The sequence below is a fragment of the Vibrio sp. 2304 genome, assembly GCF_033339475.1.
GTDB classification, from domain to species: domain Bacteria; phylum Pseudomonadota; class Gammaproteobacteria; order Enterobacterales; family Vibrionaceae; genus Vibrio; species Vibrio alginolyticus.
The window spans coordinates 1-18,309 of record NZ_JAWOUQ010000016.1; the positions used below are offsets into that span (position 1 = coordinate 1).

An 18,309-nucleotide genomic window follows, 5' to 3' on the forward strand; every position below is an offset into this window, starting at 1 on the left:
CGGATAAATTTGCATCAAAAGCGGTCAAAAGAGCACGTTATTTCTACAGTTCTCTGAATTTATCTGCGAAAAGAGCCACTTTTTCCCAATTGGTGTACTCCACCTCTTTGGTCGTATCAGTTTCGCCACCCGTCATCGACATAATGAACCTAATCATAGTTCTGTCGAACCAGCTGTAACGTGGGTAATAAAGTGCACCAGCAAAAACACCGATTAGCGTTGGTTTCCAAGGCGACTTAATTAGGAACTTGCGAATGTAGGCACTACCTTCAGGTGTATCCTTTCCTTGGTCCTCTTTACGAGCGGTTAGGTTTACGCAGAAAAATGCCACTTTATTTTGCTCCAATTGATTGAGGTTTCGCTCAATAAACTGGTATAGCTTTTTATTAAGATGGCCATAGCGAATAGAGGCGCCTATCAATACTCTGTCGTATTGGCTGAAGTCAATCGTCTCGACATTATGTAAATCCACCAGCTCACAATCGAAGTCTGGAAGTTGTTCATCTATATAGTGGAGAATTTTTTTAGTCTGCCCTTCGCGGGAAGAGTATAGAAATAATGCTTTTGCCACGATTTCCCCTTAGCTACGCCAAAACGTCGGCGTAAGTAGAATAAGTAAGGTAAAGATTTCCAAACGACCAAACAGCATAGAAACTATCAATACCCATTTTGCTTTGTCGTTAACATCACCAAAGTGAAGCGCCACTTCTCCCAAGCCAGGACCGAGGTTGTTCAGAGTCGCAGCCACCGCTGAGAACGCACTAAGCTCATCCATTCCTGTTGCAATCAACCCCAACATACAAACCACAAATACCAATGCGTATGCGGAGAAGAAACCCCAAACCGCATCGACAACACGTTGCGGTAGGGCACTGCCACCTACTTTGATGGTGTAAACCGCGCGTGGATGGACTAAACGTTTTAGTTCACGCGCACCTTGTAAGGTAAGAAGCAGGATACGGATCACTTTCATGCCGCCGCCTGTTGAACCAGCACAACCACCTATAAAGGAAGAGAACAATAACAGCACAGGTAAGAAGAGAGGCCAATCCGCAAAACCTGTTGTCGTAAAGCCCGCTGTTGTGGATATTGATACGGTTTGGAACAGAGCCTGATCGAAAGCATCGTATGTCGATGTGTAAGAGTGATGTTTCAGTAATAATAGAAAGCAAATGATAAATAGCAGCACTTGAATAAACAAGAAGGCACGAAACTCAGGATCTTTCCAGTAATACTTGGGATGTACGCCACCTGATGCAAATGCAGCAAAGTGCAGCGTGTAGTTACATGCAGATATAAGCAGAAAAACCACAGTAATCAGGTTAATCGCGTAACTATCAAAATATCCGATGCTGGCATCGTGGGTAGAGAAGCCGCCAATAGCAATGGTGGAAAAGCTGTGACTGATGGCGTCAAATGGCGTCATACCAGCTAACCAAAAAGCCGAAGCACAGGCGATAGTCAGGCTCAGATAGATGTACCAAAGCGCCTTAGCAGTTTCTGCTATGCGCGGCGTCACTTTAGTATCCTTGACTGGACCTGGGATCTCGGCGCGGTAAAGCTGCATACCACCGATGCCAAGTACTGGCAAAATCGCCACCGCTAATACGATGATTCCCATACCGCCGAACCACTGCAGTAACTGTCGATAGAATAGAATCGCTTTAGGTAACTCATCCAAACCAACAATAACGGTCGCCCCGGTCGTCGTGAGAGCAGAAAACGATTCAAAAAACGCATCTGTCACTGAGACGTTCGGGTTGTCAGCAATGAGAAAGGGGATCGAGCCTGCACTGCCAAGTACTGTCCAGAATAAGACGACAATAAGAAAGCCATCTCGAGCTTTAAGCTCGTGCTTATACCTGCGGTTTGGGTACCAACAAACGGCCCCACAAAACAGCAGAACAAAAAATGTCGTGACAAAAGGCACACCAGCACCATCTCGATAGATCAGCGCAACGAGTGCTGGCGCAAGCATAGTGACACTAAAGAGTGCGAGCAGTAGCCCGACGATTCGAATAATTGAACGAAATTGCATGGATAAATTGACTAGCGAAGCTGTCCCTGTTGCTTCCTGTTTTTCATTATTGTCCGTCTAGCGGAGTGACAATTGCCTTTGCCCCGCTTTTATTGATGATTGCTTGGGTAAACGCGCTCACTTCTCGAAGCTCAATTTCCACCACTAATACGACCTGATCGCTGTATTCAGCCTCGACTTCTATCGCGCCAAATTGCGGCATGATTGATTGTGCGATAGGCATAAACCCATAGTCTAACGTTAGTCTGAGCTTTGTGGTTATTTTTTTCTCAATAGTTTGAAGCAGCTTGAGCGCTTGTTGAACCCCACCCCCATACGCTTTAACCAAGCCGCCTGTACCTAACTTGATTCCACCAGAGTATCGCGTGACCACAGCCGTGATCTCCCCCACCCCAGATCCAGACAGCTGCGCCAGGATTGGTTTGCCTGCTGTTCCGGACGGCTCCCCATCATCACTAAAGCCCCATTTCATTGAATCTTCCGGGCGACCAGCAACAAAGCCCCAACAGTTATGTCTGGCATCAGCGTGTTTAGCTTTGATTTGATCAACAAATGCTTTTGCTGCTTCGATACTTGGCGTGTGTGCCAAATAAGTAATGAAGACGCTCTTTTTAATTTCTTCTTCAAATTGAGCGGGCTCTGCTGGAATCAGATAAGGCTTGTCATTCATAGGATTATGGATTCATGTCTATTTGCCTGAAGTCTATCACGAGTGTGATTTACCCGTCGCATAAGATCTGCCACAGCGCACAATGTTAAACACTTGTTTAAAAAATGTATTGAAATTAAACAATCCACGATCCAAACTAACTTTACTGGTCAAACCAGAACAAAAATAAAACGACTTCCTCGATACCTATTTGCCGAGGTACACGGCGTCGTTGAAATAGGTATACAGACAATCCACGATTGTATGTCATGGAGATAGACAATGATTTACCAAGCCGAAACCCTACAGGTAAAGGAAATACAAGATGGTATTGCAGAGCTAAGCTTCTGCTCTCCAAAATCCGTCAACAAACTCGACCTAGCGACATTAGAATCGCTAGATAAAGCTCTTGATGCGCTCATTGCCCATCAAGGCTTCAAGGGGTTGTTGCTCACTTCAGATAAAGACGCATTCATTGTAGGCGCAGACATTACCGAGTTTTTAGGTCTGTTTGCTAAAACGGATGCCGAGCTCGACCAATGGCTGCAATTTGCTAATAGCATCTTTAACAAATTAGAAGACTTACCCGTTCCGACCATCTCAGTGATCAAAGGCCACGCTCTTGGTGGCGGTTGTGAATGTGTGCTAGCAACAGACATGCGTATTGGTGACAAAACCACCAGCATCGGCTTACCAGAAACGAAACTGGGAATCATGCCGGGCTTTGGTGGTTGTGTACGCTTACCTCGCGTTATTGGCGCAGACAGCGCAATGGAAATCATCACCCAAGGTAAAGCATGCCGAGCTGATGAAGCATTGAAAATTGGCTTACTCGATGCTGTTGTAGAGACTGATGCTTTATACGAATCAGCACTACAAACTCTTAACTCTGCAATTAATGAGAAACTTGACTGGCAAGCACGCCGAGCACAGAAAACATCGCCTCTAACGCTGAGTAAGCTTGAATCAATGATGAGCTTCACCATGGCGAAGGGTCTGGTGGCACAAAAAGCAGGTCCTCACTACCCTGCCCCAATGACAGCCGTTATCACGATTGAAGAAGGTGCTCGCTTTGCACGTAATGAAGCGTTAGACATTGAACGTAAGCACTTCGTGAAATTGGCTAAATCGGAAGAAGCAAAATCACTCGTTGGCCTATTCCTTAATGATCAATACATCAAAGGCATTGCGAAAAAAGCAGCGAAGTCAGCAAGTAAAGACACGCAACGTGCAGCCGTATTAGGTGCAGGTATCATGGGTGGCGGCATTGCTTACCAATCAGCGCTAAAAGGTGTGCCAGTCTTAATGAAAGACATCGCGCAAGCGTCGCTCGACCTAGGCATGACTGAAGCATCTAAGCTGCTGAATAAACGCTTATCTCGCGGTCGCATTGATGGCTTTAAGATGGCGGGTATTTTAGCGTCAATCACACCGAGCTTACATTACGCAGGTATTGAAAACTCTGATGTGATTGTTGAAGCTGTCGTTGAAAACCCGAAAGTAAAAGCAGCAGTTTTGAGTGAAGTTGAGTCCCATGTCGGTGACGACACCGTTATCACCTCAAACACCTCGACGATTCCTATCAACCTATTGGCAAAATCACTAAAACGCCCAGAAAACTTCTGTGGTATGCACTTCTTCAACCCAGTGCATCGTATGCCTCTTGTTGAGATCATCCGTGGTGAGCACACCTCTGATGAAACCATCAATCGTGTTGTGGCGTATGCTGCGAAAATGGGCAAATCACCAATTGTCGTTAATGACTGCCCAGGGTTCTTTGTAAACCGCGTATTGTTCCCATACTTTGGCGGCTTCAGCATGCTACTTCGTGACGGTGCTGACTTTACGAAAATCGACAAAGTCATGGAGCGTAAGTTTGGCTGGCCGATGGGACCGGCGTACTTGCTTGACGTAGTCGGCATTGATACCGCGCACCACGCACAAGCTGTGATGGCTGACGGTTTCCCTGAGCGTATGGGTAAACAAGGTCGTGATGCGATTGATGCACTGTTCGAAGCAGACAAATATGGTCAGAAAAATGGTAATGGCTTCTACAGCTACACCATAGATAAAAAAGGTAAGCCGAAGAAAACCTTCTCCGAAGCGATCTTACCGGTACTTGCTGACGTTTGTGCCGATAAGCAGGACTTTGACGATCAGACCATCATTCAACGTATGATGATTCCAATGATCAACGAAGTGGTGCTGTGCCTACAAGAAGGCATCATTGCCACTCCGCAGGAAGCGGATATGGCACTGGTTTATGGTCTTGGTTTCCCTCCATTCCGCGGTGGCGTATTCCGCTATCTAGACAGCGTGGGTATTGCTGAATACGTTGAAATGGCAAAACAACACGCCGAGCTAGGTGCGATGTACCAAGTACCGCAAATGCTGATTGATATGGCGGCGAAAGGTGAAAGCTTTTACGGTGCACAACAGCAAGGTTCTATCTAAGGAGGGATTCTAAAATGACTAATCAAACAAGAAATGTTGTCGTAGTCGATTGTCTACGTACTCCAATGGGTCGCTCTAAAGGTGGTGCTTTCCGTCATACACGAGCAGAAGATCTATCTGCGCGCCTAATGAAAGGCATTCTTGCGCGTAACCCACAAGTGAACCCAAGCGAGATTGAAGACATCTACTGGGGCTGTGTACAGCAAACACTAGAGCAAGGCTTTAACGTTGCACGTAATGCGGCGCTGCTTGCTGGTCTGCCGATTGAAATTGGCGCCGTGACGGTGAACCGCTTGTGTGGTTCATCAATGCAAGCGCTTCACGATGGTACACGTGCCATCATGACTGGCGATGCTGAAATCTGCCTAATTGGTGGTGTTGAGCACATGGGGCATGTGCCAATGAACCACGGTGTAGACTTTCACCCAGGTATGTCAAAGAACGTAGCAAAAGCTGCGGGCATGATGGGCTTAACGGCTGAAATGCTTGGTAAATTACATGGTATTAGCCGTGAGCAACAAGACGAGTTTGCCGCTCGCTCTCACGCTCGTGCGCACGCAGCAACCGTAGAGGGTCGTTTTAAAAACGAAATTCTACCAATTGAAGGCCACGCAGCAGACGGCACACTGTTCACTCTGGATTACGACGAAGTGATTCGCCCTGAAACATCCGTTGAAGGTCTATCTCAACTTCGCCCAGTGTTCGACCCAGCAAACGGTACAGTAACAGCCGGTACTTCATCGGCGCTGTCCGATGGTGCATCAGCGATGTTGATCATGAGTGAAGAGAAAGCCAATGAGCTTGGTTTGAAGATTCGTGCACGTATTAAAGGCATGGCCATTGCGGGCTGCGATCCTTCTATTATGGGTTACGGTCCTGTACCTGCGACGAAAAAAGCGCTCAAGCGTGCCGGTCTTTCAATTGAAGACATGGATGTGGTTGAGCTAAACGAAGCATTTGCCGCGCAGTCTCTGCCGTGTGCTAAAGACTTAGGCCTACTTGATGTTATGGATGAGAAGGTCAACCTTAACGGTGGTGCGATAGCATTGGGTCATCCACTAGGCTGTTCTGGTTCACGTATCTCAACAACGTTGATCAACCTAATGGAAGCGAAAGACGCGAAATACGGTCTGGCCACCATGTGTATCGGTTTGGGTCAGGGCATTGCGACAGTATTTGAACGACCATAACAGTTCAAGACGTTGTTGTAGTGATCGAGCCAACAATCATAAGCAAATGAACTAATAATAAAATTTTTAGTATTACACTTAAGGGCGACAATTGATGTCGCCCTTTGTTTTACATCAAACATGCATGAAGAGCATGCATTAAATGCTCAAGTTTCATTTTATTCATAGACAAAGAAGACATACACTTAGACCAGTTGATATCTTGCTGCATGTGACCCAGAGTCATGCTACCGCACAATCGGAGAACCTTATGTTTAATGCTCTAGTTCTAAATCAAGAAGACAAACGTACTATCGCTAACATCGAGCAAATCGATGAAACACAACTGCCTGAAGGCGACGTTCTGATTGACGTTGATTACTCATCGTTAAACTACAAAGACGGTCTTGCGATCACAGGTAAAGGTAAAATCATCCGTAACTTCCCGATGGTGCCAGGTATTGACCTAGCAGGTACGGTAGTAAGCTCAGAAGACGACCGCTACCAAGTTGGTGACAAAGTTGTCCTTACTGGCTGGGGCGTGGGTGAAAACCACTGGGGTGGTATGTCTCAGCGTGCTCGTCTAAAAGCGGATTGGCTAGTACCACTACCAAAAGGTCTAGACAGCAAGAAAGCAATGATGGTTGGTACTGCTGGCTTCACTGGTATGCTGTGTGTTCAAGCACTGCTTGATGCAGGCATCAAACCTGAAAATGGCGAAATCCTAGTAACTGGCGCAAGTGGCGGTGTAGGCTCAGTCGCAGTAACGCTTCTAGCACAGCTTGGCTACAAAGTTGCTGCAGTGACAGGTCGTGTAGAGAAAAACGGCCCGCTACTTGAAAAACTAGGTGCTAGCCGCATCATCGACCGTACTGAATTTGAAGAACCAGCACGTCCGCTTGAAAAACAAGTATGGGCAGGTGCGGTTGATACTGTAGGCAGCAAAGTACTAGCAAAAGTATTGGCGCAAATGGATTACAACAGTGCAGTTGCAGCTTGTGGTCTTGCAGGTGGTTTTGATCTACCAACCACAGTGATGCCGTTCATCCTACGTAATGTTCGCCTACAAGGTGTGGACTCAGTAATGTGCCCAACAGAGAAACGTATCGCTGCATGGGAAAAGCTGGTCGAGCTACTACCAGACAGCTACTTCGAGCAAGCGTGTACTGAAGTTGCTCTTGCTGAAGCACCGAAATATGCAGAAGACATCACCAACGGTCAAGTAACGGGTCGTGTGGTTATCAAGCTATAAACACTGACTCAGTGTAAACAGACGAAGAGCCGGCATTGCTGGCTCTTTTTTGTTAGCAGTTCAGTCCCATATCTTCGATACGTTTAGCTATCAGACGGCTACACTCTTCACGCACAATCGTTCTTAACCATTCTTGAGCGGGAGAATGCTCGCAACGCGCATGCCAAATCATCGAGTATTCAAACGGCGTGAATTGGAATGGTAACGGTTTCACCACCAAGTCATAACGCTCGGCAACCAGATACGCCAAGTCCGCTGGCACTGTGATGATAATTGGCAAGGTATCCATGATCGCCAATGCGGCTTCTAAATGGTACGCCCGCAGAACCATTTTACGCTTAGGTTTCTCCATCAAAGCTTGTTCGATCAGTGCCTTAACACCATCACTGATGGCGATCATGGCATGTGGATGACTCAGATAATCATCCAAGCTCATTTCTTTATTCGCTAATGGATGCTGTTTTGAAAGCATACACAGCACCCCCACTCGCCCCAACACTTCACTGCGTAGAGGCTCCACCGGGCCTGTCGGGCGACAAATCGCTAAGTCTGCACCTTCATAAGTGAGCTGATCTGATAAACGGTCGTGTTGCAGTGGTAAGAAGTTGAAAGACACGTTTGGTGCTTCTTGGTAAATTCTCGGCAAAGCGAACGGTAAGATCGTTTGCATGGCATAATCGGTGGTCACGATGTTGAAAGTCTGTACGCATTGCAATGGGTCAAACTCAACCGGAGATAACAACTGACGTAAAGACTCTAATGGCTCGCCCAATGAGCGATCGATCTCTAACGCTTTCTGAGTTGGGATCAAATGCTGTCCCTGACGAGTAAACAGCGGGTCTCCCAATAAGTCGCGTAGACGACCAAGCACACGACTCATTGCCGATTGACTCAAGTTCAGACGTGTTGCCGCCTTACTGACACTGTTTTCTTCTATCAGTACTCGCAACGCAACCAGTAAATTTAAATCTCGGCGATAGATATCTTCCAGTTCCACGAATTAGCCACTTATTTTGTATGTGTTTGGGTAAATTGTACTCTTTAGGCAAAAAAAATCCCGCCTTTCAGCGGGGAAGCCCAAGAAAAATGGGGATAGTGTCGGAATGAAGTGTCGGTAAAAAATAGGTGAGCGTTATTAAAAGCATTCTGATCCAAGCAAGAAGCGCTAATTTTCTTGCTCAGATGCGCCAGACCATCTGCGCATCTCGATCCAAATCCCAATAATAGTGGCAACCATGCCTACGAGAGGCGTCAAAGAGGTGTCAGCTGGCGTCCTAAGTACCAATGCACAGAACGAGATAAAACACAGCACTGAGTAAATCGTAAGTCTGTCTAACGCTGTTAACATTGCCTCTCCCTTGCCAGTTGTTACCAAATTGTTAATTTAAGGTAAAACAAAAAATTCGGTTTGCCAAGTGGTTATTGAATATTTTTTCAACGAAAGTAAAATTCAACGCTCAGTTAGTTACGAGAATCACACTATGAGCTTTAATCCTGAACTGGCAAACAAGACATTAGAGGCGCAAGGACTGCGCTGCCCAGAGCCAGTGATGATGGTCAGGAAGACAATTCGCAACATGCAAGATGGTGAGATTTTGCTGGTCAAAGCAGACGATCCATCCACGACTCGAGACATTCCGAGTTTCTGCCGCTTTATGGACCACCAGTTAGTTGCGGCACAAACGGAGCAAGTTCCGTATCAGTACCTGATCAAGAAAGGATTGGAATAATCTGGTCGAACTAAAAACGGCAGCCTATATTGGCTGCCGTTTGTTTATTCGTCGTATTCGAGTGTGCGAACTTCTGATTGGAGCTTGTTAAGTTGTTTCTTCATTGCCCGCATCTCTTCATGCATAGGAATGATGTGAGCGACACGAATCCACGCTTCTACTGTCAATCCAGTAAGAACGAACGATCCTGCTACAATCGGTAACCACATATCAGTTAGCACCATCGCTAGTAAACACAGCGCTAAACCAAAAGTGAATAAATAACTCTGACTCTTCGGGGACATCCCCATGTAACGTGTAAGCATAAACTTGCCCTCTCGCTATCATTCACACCATTAAACTACCATGACAAGTATGACACTTATATGTCATCCGTCACGCAACGGAACGATTTAGAGTCAGAGTTTGAACTCGCGCAGCACGCTACTAATGATTGATAACTCACATCATTTCACGTGCAAAAAATCAGAACAGTGCAGCCCCTATTGCCAGAGCAATAAACAAAAATGCGGTGATTTTACGGATCAGCCCTAAAGGCATCTTGTCGGCCGACAATTTACCAATCAGGACCACAGGTACATTCGCCAGCAGCATACCGATTGTGGTACCGATAATCACCAAACTTAACGCATCCGCGTATTGCGCCCCTAAGATGGAAGTGGCGATCTGAGTTTTATCGCCTATCTCCGCAACGAAGAACGCGATAAAGCTGGCAATAAATGGGCCTCGATTAGAAATCTGCTCGTCATCATCCAGTTTGTCCGGGATCAGAACCCAAGCCGCCATCGCGACAAAACTGACCACCAGCACCCACTTTAAAATCTCAGGTGATAGATAGTCTGCGACAACCACACCTAACCATGCAGCCAAAGCGTGGTTGGCAATAGTTGCCAAAAAGATTGCTGCAATAATTGGGATTGGTTTTCGGTAACGACTTGCGAGTAATAGAGATAGCAATTGGGTCTTATCGCCAATTTCTGCTAACGCTACAGTAGTAATTGAAATAGCTAAAACGCTCACGACATGCTCATTGGGGCAGGGATTATTATTTTTAACCGAAGACAAACCTCACGCCCCTACCCCGGTTCGTGATGATTTGTCTAAGGTCTTGCTAAACTTGAAAGGCTTCAAGTCTCGAACGCCATGGTGATTTTGCACCAATTATGTTGACGGACGAACCAGATGAAACAGAAACTTCATCAGGTAAGCTACTCCCCAAAGACAGGCGCAATTCTAGCCACCTTTGTTGCGCTTCTCAAGAGCCAAAGCAGGCGAAAACTCCCTTTTAGGAAAAATACAGCAGATAACGCGGTAAAAATTCATTAAAGGAGAAAATCGCCCACGAATTAATCAAGATTAGCTCTACTCCCATGCTCAATATCTGGTTATACTAGATTGTTAATTTATTCAACCGTAATTACTCTTTATCGCCGTTGTTAGAGTTGAAAAACTCGGCATAGATGACGAATTAACGAGTAACAAGAGAATCGCGCGAACCTGACTTATGCAAAAATACGATATCAAAACCTTCCAGGGAATGATCCTCGCGCTGCAGGATTATTGGGCTCAAAATGGTTGTACCATTGTTCAACCGCTAGATATGGAAGTGGGTGCGGGTACCTCTCACCCAATGACCTGTCTACGAGCGCTTGGCCCAGAGCCAATGTCGACAGCTTACGTACAACCTTCACGTCGTCCTACTGATGGCCGTTACGGTGAAAACCCTAACCGTCTTCAGCACTACTACCAATTCCAAGTAGCGCTAAAACCATCGCCTGACAATATTCAAGAGTTGTACCTTGGCTCCCTTGAAGTTCTTGGTATTGACCCTCTTGTACACGACATCCGTTTCGTAGAAGACAACTGGGAAAACCCAACACTAGGCGCATGGGGTCTAGGCTGGGAAGTTTGGCTAAACGGCATGGAAGTGACTCAGTTTACTTACTTCCAGCAAGTTGGCGGTCTTGAGTGTAAGCCAGTTACTGGTGAGATCACTTACGGTATCGAACGTCTAGCAATGTACATCCAAGAAGTAGACTCTGTTTACGACCTAGTTTGGAACATCGCACCAGACGGCAGCAAAGTGACTTACGGTGACATCTTCCACCAAAATGAAGTAGAGCAATCGACTTACAACTTCGAGCACGCAGACGTGGAATTCCTATTTGGTTTCTTCGAACAGTGTGAGAAAGAGTGTAAAGAACTGCTTGAGCTTGAAAAGCCACTGCCACTACCTGCTTACGAGCGCATTCTAAAAGCTGGTCACGCATTCAACCTACTAGACGCACGTAAAGCGATCTCAGTAACTGAACGCCAACGTTACATCCTACGCATCCGCAACCTGACTAAAGCAGTTGCAGAAGCATACTACGCATCGCGTGAAGCTCTAGGCTTCCCAATGTGTAAGAAAGAACAAGCGCAAGGGGTAGAGTAACATGGCAAAAGAATTTCTAATCGAGCTAGGTACAGAAGAGCTACCACCAACGCAACTTCGCACTCTAGCTGAAGCATTCGCAGCAAACTTCGAAGCAGAACTAAAAGGCGCTGAGCTTGCTCACGAAGGCGTTAAATGGTTCGCGGCACCTCGTCGTCTTGCACTTAAAGTCGCAGCACTAGCAGACAGCCAGTCTGACAAAGTTGTTGAAAAACGTGGTCCTGCGGTTTCTGCAGCGTTTGACGCGGAAGGCAACCCAACAAAAGCGGCTCAAGGCTGGGCACGCGGTTGTGGCATCACGGTTGACCAAGCAGAGCGCATGGTTACAGACAAAGGTGAATGGCTACTGTTCAAACAAGAAGTGAAAGGTCAGCCAACGTCTGAGATCGTAGTTGAACTTGCAGCGAAAGCACTAGCAAACCTACCTATCGCAAAACCAATGCGCTGGGGTAACAAAACGACTCAATTTATCCGTCCAGTTAAGACGCTAACCATGCTAATGGGCAGCGACCTAATCGAAGGCGAGATCCTTGGTGTCGCTTCTGATCGCACTATCCGTGGTCACCGCTTCATGGGTGAGCAAGAGTTCACTATCGATTCTGCTGAACAATACCCTGCGATCCTAGAAGAGCGCGGTAAAGTAATGGCAGATTACGAAGCGCGTAAAGCAATCATCCTAGCTGACGCACAAAAAGCAGCAGCAGCGGTTGGCGGTATCGCTGACCTAGAAGATGACCTAGTAGAAGAAGTAACGTCTCTGGTTGAATGGCCAGTAGTACTAACAGCGAAGTTCGAAGAAGAGTTCCTAAAAGTGCCTTCTGAAGCGTTGGTTTACACCATGAAAGGTGACCAAAAATACTTCCCTGTTTATGACGAAAACAAGAAGCTACTACCTAACTTCATCTTCGTATCGAACATCGAATCAAAAGAGCCTCGTTACGTAATCGAAGGTAACGAGAAAGTAGTTCGCCCTCGTCTTGCTGACGCAGAGTTCTTCTTCAACACAGACCGTAAGCGTCCGCTTATCGACCGTCTGCCTGAACTAGAGCAAGCGATCTTCCAAAAGCAACTGGGTACGATCAAAGACAAAACAGACCGCATCACAGAGCTTGCTGGCTACATTGCTGAGCAAATCGGTGCTGACGTTGAGAAATCAAAGCGTGCTGGTCTACTAGCAAAATGTGACCTAATGACCTCAATGGTATTCGAATTCACGGATACTCAAGGTGTGATGGGTATGCACTACGCTCGCCACGACGGTGAAGCAGAAGAAGTTGCAGTAGCACTGAACGAGCAATACATGCCTCGTTTCGCAGGTGATGAACTGCCATCAAACGGTGTTTCAACTGCAGTTGCAATGGCAGACAAGCTAGACACTATCGTAGGTATCTTCGGTATTGGTCAAGCGCCTAAAGGCAGCGACCCATTCGCACTACGCCGCGCATCTCTAGGTGTACTACGTATCATCGTTGAATACGGCTACAACCTAGATCTTGTTGACCTAGTAGCGAAAGCGAAGTCACTATTTGGCGACCGCCTAACCAACGACAACGTTGAACAAGACGTTATCGAGTTCATGCTTGGTCGTTTCCGTGCTTGGTACCAAGACGAAGGCTTCAGCGTAGACATCATTCAAGCGGTTCTAGCGCGTCGTCCTACAAAACCAGCAGACTTTGACCAACGAGTTAAAGCGGTTTCTCACTTCCGTGAGCTAGAAGCGGCAGAGTCTCTAGCAGCAGCGAACAAACGTGTAGGTAACATCCTAGCGAAATTCGACGGCGAACTAGCAGCAGACATCGACCTAGCACTTCTACAAGAAGACGCAGAGAAAGCACTAGCAGAAAGCGTTGAAGTAATGACAGAAGCGCTAGAGCCAGCATTTGCTACTGGTAACTACCAAGAAGCCCTAAGCAAGCTAGCTGACCTACGTGAACCAGTTGATGCATTCTTTGATAACGTAATGGTAATGGCAGACGACGAAGCACTTAAGAAGAACCGTCTGACACTACTGAACAACCTGCGTAACCTGTTCCTACAGATCGCAGACATTTCTTTGCTTCAAAAGTAATTCATTACTCTTCGAAGTGATTAAGAAATAAGTAAAAGGGAAGCAGATGCTTCCCTTTTTTGTTGCCTTCAAACCGATGAAGGTGACGCTTATTATTCATTTTGTGAACAAGACTAAAATTTGTAGGGTGAGACGCGTTTAACTTGTTGGTGTAGAGCTCGGATTGTAGAGGCACAGTTTTGCTATAACTGGACTGTTTATTCGGGGGAAGGACACAATGAAAAAAACAATTCTCGCACTCTCTATCGGTCTACTGAGCGCCTGCAGCCAGATACCAGAAAATGCCATCGTATTAAACGTTGGTGATGACACCGCTGTTTTTGAGGAAAACTCACAAGGCTTACTTGTCGCTGAGCAAAAACTCGAAAAAGGCAGTTATACCTTTACCATTGCTGACAGCAAGCAAAGCTGTGGCAGTAGCTTTGCCCTAGCAGAAGAAGATCGCATCAAATTCAATCGTCCATTAAAAATGGATAATTGCGCCACTGATGCACAAATGCCGCTGCGCATCTTCAAAGCCAATACCTATCAATTTACGCTCAATCCAACCACCAATGAGCTGACGGTAAAAATCAAACCAAAACAGAGTCAGGACATCACCTACTCTTGCCCTGTCGCAACTGACGCGCCAAAAGCCATCAACGTTACTCAAACCTTTAATGATGGCACTGTCGTTCGTGATGCCTTAACCGGACAAGAAGCCACAGTCGCCAATGGCAGCGTCACCATGCAGCCGGGTCCTATGAGCCAAGGTCTATTGCTGCTAGAAGAAGTTGAACAGCAAGCCGACAAACCGTTCAGCTGGGATAACGCAACAGTGTACTTCGTCATGACTGACCGCTTCTACAATGGCAACCCTGACAACGACAACAGCTACGGTCGCAGTAAAGACGGAAAATATGAGATTGGTACCTTCCACGGTGGTGACTTAGCGGGTCTGACGAAAAAACTCGATTACATCGAATCACTTGGTGTGAATGCTATCTGGATAACCTCACCACTGGAACAAATCCACGGCTGGGTTGGCGGCGGCGATAAAGGCGACTTTAAGCACTACGGCTACCACGGCTACTATCACCAAGATTGGACCAAGCTTGATGCCAACATGGGTACCGAAGATGAACTCAGAACCTTCGTCGATACCGCCCACAAGAAAGGTATCCGCGTGATTTGGGATGTAGTCATGAACCACACAGGTTATGCGACATTAGCAGACATGCAGGAATTCGGCTTTGGTCAGCTTTACCTTGATGACCAAGAAGCCAAACAAGTACTTGGTGAAAAATGGACCGACTGGCAACCAAAATCAGGACAAAGCTGGCACAGCTTTAACGACTACATCAAATACGGTGATAGTGAAGCGTGGGAAAAATGGTGGGGCAAAGATTGGATTCGCACCGACATTGGCGATTACGATGCGCCGGGCTACAACGACATCACCATGTCTTTGAACTACCTACCGGATCTCAAAACCGAATCGACGCAGAAAACCGGACTACCAAACTTCTTCCGCAATAAAAACACCAATGCGCAAGATGAACTGCAAACCCCGCGTGAGCATCTGATTACGTGGTTATCCGACTGGGTACGTGATTACGGCATTGATGGCTTCCGCGTCGATACCGCCAAACACGTTGAGATGGAAGCGTGGGCAGAGCTCAAAGCAAGTACCACTCAAGCCCTCGCCGAATGGAAACAAAACCACCCCGACAAAGCACTAGACGATCTGCCATTTTGGATGACCGGCGAAGTGTGGGCACACAGCGTGGTGAAGAGCCCGTATTTCGATAACGGCTTCGATTCGATCATCAACTTCGAGTTCCAATCTGACGTGGCTCCAAAAGCGCTAAAGTGTTTCGCTCAACTTGATAATGATTACCGCCGTTATGCAGAACGCATCAATACCGATCCTGAGTTCAACGTGTTGAGCTACCTGTCTTCACACGATACACAGCTGTTTTGGTCAGCGCGCAGCCGCAGCTTTGATGACCAAGCACGTGCAGCAAATGCACTGATGCTGGCTCCCGGTGCAGTACAGATCTATTACGGTGATGAGATAGCTCGTGATTTTGGCATTACTGGTTCAGACGCCCACCAAGGCACACGCTCAGATATGCCATGGGATAAGATTCATGGCGAGCGTGAGGATCTACTGCAACATTGGCAAAAGTTGGGCGAATTCCGTAAACGCCACCCAGCAGTTGCTCAAGGTAAGCACATCACTCGCAACCAAGAAGGTTACTACGCATTCGAACGCCAATACCAAGACGACAAGGTGCTGATTGTTTACACCGGTGAGTAAATCACACTCTCTCCACCAGCAAGGGAAGCATAAGCTTCCCTTTTTTATTGTTCTTTTTGCCCTTTTGTCTCGTTCCTCTGGTCTGATGACGCACTTTTTTCTTTTTCGGCTTAATTCACACTTTGCGTTAATTACACATTGAGGTAAGGTCAAGGATTACTCGATAAGCCGATAAAACATCGGCATAAACATACACAAAGCAATCACAATGAATTAGGTATAAGTCAGCATGCAGTTCTCAAAGTTTGGTGAAAAATTTAATCAGTATTCAGGTATTACGCAGTTAATGGACGATTTGAATGATGGTCTGCGCACACCAGGTGCCATCATGCTCGGTGGAGGTAATCCTGCCGCCATTCCTGCCATGCTCGATTACTTTCACCAAGCCAGTGAGGAAATGCTCGCCAGTGGGGAGCTCGTCGCCGCCCTCGCCAACTACGATGGCCCGCAGGGTAAAGACGCGTTCGTCAAAGCGCTAGCTCAGTTATTCCGTGAAACTTACGGCTGGGATATTTCCGAAAAGAACATCAGCCTAACTAACGGTAGCCAGAGTGGCTTTTTCTACTTGTTCAACTTGTTGGCAGGTAAACAGCCAGACGGTTCGCACAAGAAAGTGCTACTGCCTATCGCACCTGAATACATCGGTTATGGTGATGCTGGCATTGATAAAGATATCTTTATCTCTTACCACCCAGAAATCGAGCTGTTAGATAACGGTCTGTTTAAATACCACGTCGATTTTGAGCAGCTAACCGTCGACGACTCTGTTGCGGCAATCTGTGCATCTCGTCCAACCAACCCAACGGGTAATGTACTGACAGACGAAGAAGTACGTAAGCTGGACAAGCTAGCACGTGAGAACAACATCCCGCTGATCATCGATAACGCCTACGGTCTACCTTTCCCGAACATCATCTTTGAAGATGTCGAACCGTTCTGGAATGAAAACACCATCCTATGCATGAGCCTATCTAAACTTGGCTTGCCGGGCGTGCGTTGTGGCATTGTGATTGCGAGTGAAGAAATCACTCAAGCGTTAACCAATATGAACGGCATCATCAGCCTAGCGCCGGGCAGTGTTGGTCCAGCGCTGGCAAACCATATAATTGGCAAAGGCGATCTTCTTAAACTGAGTTCAGAGGTGATTAAGCCGTTCTACAAGCAAAAATCACAACGTGCGGTTGAACTGCTCCAACAAGCAATTACCGATGAGCGATTCCGCATCCACAAGCCGGAAGGCGCTATCTTCTTGTGGTTATGGTTTGATGAACTGCCAATCACAACAATGGAACTGTACCAACGCTTGAAAGCGCGTGGCGTATTGATTGTCCCTGGTGAATATTTCTTTATTGGTCAGCAAGACGAGTGGGATCACGCGCACCAATGCCTGCGTATGAACTACGTTCAAGATGATGAGATGATGCAAAAAGGCATTGCGATTATCGCTGAAGAAGTGGAAAAGGCTTACCGCGAAGGTAAATAGACGGATTGAACTCAGCCGTTCTTCTCTTTGAAATTACGGCTTTAAAATAGCGGATTTGAAAACCCCCAAACTAAAAAGAGCGCCCATATGGCGCTCTTTCTCATTCTATAACCGGGTGGTTAACTGATTAGTTGTTCTCAATCAGGTTGTTGCCACCGATAGCAATCTTACGTGGTTGCATGGCTTCAGGGATTTCACGAACTAAATCGATATGAAGCAGACCGTTTTCCATTGATGCACCCACGACTTTTACGTAATCCGCTAGCTGGAATTTACGTTCAAAATCACGTTCTGCAATACCTTGGTAAACGTAGTTTTTGCCTTCTTCTGCTTTACGTTCGCCCTTCACAATCAACATGTTTTCGTTTTGAGTCAGATCGAGCTGTTCTTCAGCAAAGCCAGCAACGGCCATAGTAATACGGTAGTTGTGCTCGTCTTTTTGCTCAATGTTGTATGGAGGGTAACCGCCAGAAGTATTTTTCGCTGTATTCGCTTCCATCAGGTTTAGCAGACGATCAAAGCCAATTGCATTACGGTATAGTGGCGAGAAATCTACATTACGCATAAATCTATCCTCTTAATTAAGCAATAGTCTTAGTTCAGATGAGTTTCATCCTACTGGCGTGTTTATGCAAAAACCAACGCCGAACTAAGAGATTCTTATCATTCCACTGGCCTTGGTTTGGCTCGGAGACATGATATTGAATCTAAAGGTTTAAGTTGTGTGCTA

Annotated in this window: 16 protein-coding genes; 8 read left to right on the forward strand and 8 right to left on the reverse strand. The window is 46.5% G+C overall.

The window, feature by feature from the left end:
• Positions 1-43: 43 nt before the first annotated feature.
• Genes hemG through R7P64_RS21395 form a run of 3 tightly spaced genes read right to left on the reverse strand, consistent with a single transcriptional unit; the run spans position 44 to position 2,708 of the window.
• Positions 44-571 carry a menaquinone-dependent protoporphyrinogen IX dehydrogenase gene (gene hemG / locus R7P64_RS21385; RefSeq protein WP_005378894.1) on the reverse strand — a complete coding sequence of 176 codons (528 nt, stop codon included), beginning with the start codon at positions 569-571 and terminating at the stop codon, positions 44-46.
• Between the two features lie 9 nt (positions 572-580).
• A complete protein-coding gene (locus R7P64_RS21390) occupies positions 581-2,038 on the reverse strand; it encodes a TrkH family potassium uptake protein (RefSeq protein WP_005378893.1) in 1,458 nt (485 codons plus the stop codon).
• 46 nt (positions 2,039-2,084) lie between these two features.
• A complete protein-coding gene (locus R7P64_RS21395) occupies positions 2,085-2,708 on the reverse strand; it encodes a YigZ family protein (protein ID WP_005378891.1) in 624 nt (207 codons plus the stop codon).
• Positions 2,709-2,969: 261 nt separating this feature from the next.
• On the opposite strand from R7P64_RS21395, the gene fadB reads away from it, so the two are divergent.
• The 3 genes from fadB to R7P64_RS21410 all read left to right on the forward strand — a co-directional run bounded on the left by fadB (position 2,970) and on the right by R7P64_RS21410 (position 7,562).
• On the forward strand, positions 2,970-5,141 hold the full coding sequence (fadB, locus tag R7P64_RS21400; RefSeq protein WP_318123951.1) for a fatty acid oxidation complex subunit alpha FadB: 2,172 nt from the start codon (positions 2,970-2,972) through the stop codon (positions 5,139-5,141).
• A 14-nt stretch (positions 5,142-5,155) separates the two neighbouring features.
• Positions 5,156-6,331: an acetyl-CoA C-acyltransferase FadA gene (fadA, locus tag R7P64_RS21405; protein WP_006743176.1), complete on the forward strand. Its 1,176-nt coding sequence runs from the start codon at positions 5,156-5,158 to the stop codon at positions 6,329-6,331.
• A 250-nt stretch (positions 6,332-6,581) separates the two neighbouring features.
• Entirely contained in the window at positions 6,582-7,562 is a 981-nt protein-coding gene (locus tag R7P64_RS21410) for an MDR family oxidoreductase (protein ID WP_025768943.1), read from the forward strand.
• 52 nt (positions 7,563-7,614) lie between these two features.
• Here the strand turns inward: R7P64_RS21410 and R7P64_RS21415 are convergent, their stop codons facing one another.
• A complete protein-coding gene (locus R7P64_RS21415; RefSeq protein ID WP_017821924.1) occupies positions 7,615-8,559 on the reverse strand; it encodes a LysR family transcriptional regulator in 945 nt (314 codons plus the stop codon).
• A 168-nt stretch (positions 8,560-8,727) separates the two neighbouring features.
• Positions 8,728-8,910, reverse strand: coding sequence for a hypothetical protein (locus R7P64_RS21420; protein WP_005378880.1), 183 nt, complete (start codon positions 8,908-8,910; stop codon positions 8,728-8,730).
• A gap of 133 nt (positions 8,911-9,043) precedes the next feature.
• On the opposite strand from R7P64_RS21420, the gene tusA reads away from it, so the two are divergent.
• Positions 9,044-9,292: a sulfurtransferase TusA gene (gene tusA, locus R7P64_RS21425; RefSeq protein WP_033906598.1), complete on the forward strand. Its 249-nt coding sequence runs from the start codon at positions 9,044-9,046 to the stop codon at positions 9,290-9,292.
• A gap of 44 nt (positions 9,293-9,336) precedes the next feature.
• Here tusA and R7P64_RS21430 read toward each other — a convergent pair whose 3' ends face one another.
• Positions 9,337-9,597 carry a hypothetical protein gene (locus R7P64_RS21430; RefSeq protein WP_005378878.1) on the reverse strand — a complete coding sequence of 87 codons (261 nt, stop codon included), beginning with the start codon at positions 9,595-9,597 and terminating at the stop codon, positions 9,337-9,339.
• Positions 9,598-9,757: 160 nt separating this feature from the next.
• Positions 9,758-10,312, reverse strand: coding sequence for a TMEM165/GDT1 family protein (locus tag R7P64_RS21435; RefSeq protein ID WP_005378877.1), 555 nt, complete (start codon positions 10,310-10,312; stop codon positions 9,758-9,760).
• Positions 10,313-10,796: 484 nt separating this feature from the next.
• Here R7P64_RS21435 and glyQ point away from each other — a divergent pair, with 484 nt between their 5' ends.
• The 4 genes from glyQ to R7P64_RS21455 all read left to right on the forward strand — a co-directional run bounded on the left by glyQ (position 10,797) and on the right by R7P64_RS21455 (position 17,579).
• The gene (glyQ, locus tag R7P64_RS21440; RefSeq protein ID WP_064376850.1) at positions 10,797-11,726 is read left to right on the forward strand and encodes a glycine--tRNA ligase subunit alpha; all 930 of its coding nucleotides are present in this window, start codon (positions 10,797-10,799) and stop codon (positions 11,724-11,726) included.
• A 1-nt stretch (position 11,727) separates the two neighbouring features.
• The gene (gene glyS, locus R7P64_RS21445) at positions 11,728-13,794 is read left to right on the forward strand and encodes a glycine--tRNA ligase subunit beta (RefSeq protein ID WP_005378875.1); all 2,067 of its coding nucleotides are present in this window, start codon (positions 11,728-11,730) and stop codon (positions 13,792-13,794) included.
• 217 nt (positions 13,795-14,011) lie between these two features.
• Positions 14,012-16,096: an alpha-amylase gene (locus R7P64_RS21450; protein ID WP_318123954.1), complete on the forward strand. Its 2,085-nt coding sequence runs from the start codon at positions 14,012-14,014 to the stop codon at positions 16,094-16,096.
• 229 nt (positions 16,097-16,325) lie between these two features.
• Positions 16,326-17,579: a valine--pyruvate transaminase gene (locus tag R7P64_RS21455; protein ID WP_154204935.1), complete on the forward strand. Its 1,254-nt coding sequence runs from the start codon at positions 16,326-16,328 to the stop codon at positions 17,577-17,579.
• Positions 17,580-17,706: 127 nt separating this feature from the next.
• Here the strand turns inward: R7P64_RS21455 and R7P64_RS21460 are convergent, their stop codons facing one another.
• Entirely contained in the window at positions 17,707-18,144 is a 438-nt protein-coding gene (locus R7P64_RS21460; protein ID WP_005378857.1) for an Hsp20 family protein, read from the reverse strand.
• Positions 18,145-18,309: the final 165 nt, after the last annotated feature.

Bases quoted from the DNA above. Each gene is read 5' to 3' on its own strand.
- R7P64_RS21420 (WP_005378880.1), bottom strand. From the start codon at position 8,910: ATGTTAACAGCGTTAGACAGACTTACGATTTACTCAGTGCTGTGTTTT.
- R7P64_RS21450 (WP_318123954.1), top strand. From the start codon at position 14,012: ATGAAAAAAACAATTCTCGCACTCTCTATCGGTCTACTGAGCGCCTGC.
- glyQ (WP_064376850.1), top strand. From the start codon at position 10,797: ATGCAAAAATACGATATCAAAACCTTCCAGGGAATGATCCTCGCGCTG.
- R7P64_RS21410 (WP_025768943.1), top strand. From the start codon at position 6,582: ATGTTTAATGCTCTAGTTCTAAATCAAGAAGACAAACGTACTATCGCT.
- R7P64_RS21430 (WP_005378878.1), bottom strand. From the start codon at position 9,597: ATGCTTACACGTTACATGGGGATGTCCCCGAAGAGTCAGAGTTATTTA.
- fadA (WP_006743176.1), top strand. From the start codon at position 5,156: ATGACTAATCAAACAAGAAATGTTGTCGTAGTCGATTGTCTACGTACT.
- fadB (WP_318123951.1), top strand. From the start codon at position 2,970: ATGATTTACCAAGCCGAAACCCTACAGGTAAAGGAAATACAAGATGGT.
- R7P64_RS21395 (WP_005378891.1), bottom strand. From the start codon at position 2,708: ATGAATGACAAGCCTTATCTGATTCCAGCAGAGCCCGCTCAATTTGAA.
- R7P64_RS21455 (WP_154204935.1), top strand. From the start codon at position 16,326: ATGCAGTTCTCAAAGTTTGGTGAAAAATTTAATCAGTATTCAGGTATT.
- tusA (WP_033906598.1), top strand. From the start codon at position 9,044: ATGAGCTTTAATCCTGAACTGGCAAACAAGACATTAGAGGCGCAAGGA.
- R7P64_RS21460 (WP_005378857.1), bottom strand. From the start codon at position 18,144: ATGCGTAATGTAGATTTCTCGCCACTATACCGTAATGCAATTGGCTTT.
- glyS (WP_005378875.1), top strand. From the start codon at position 11,728: ATGGCAAAAGAATTTCTAATCGAGCTAGGTACAGAAGAGCTACCACCA.
- R7P64_RS21390 (WP_005378893.1), bottom strand. From the start codon at position 2,038: ATGCAATTTCGTTCAATTATTCGAATCGTCGGGCTACTGCTCGCACTC.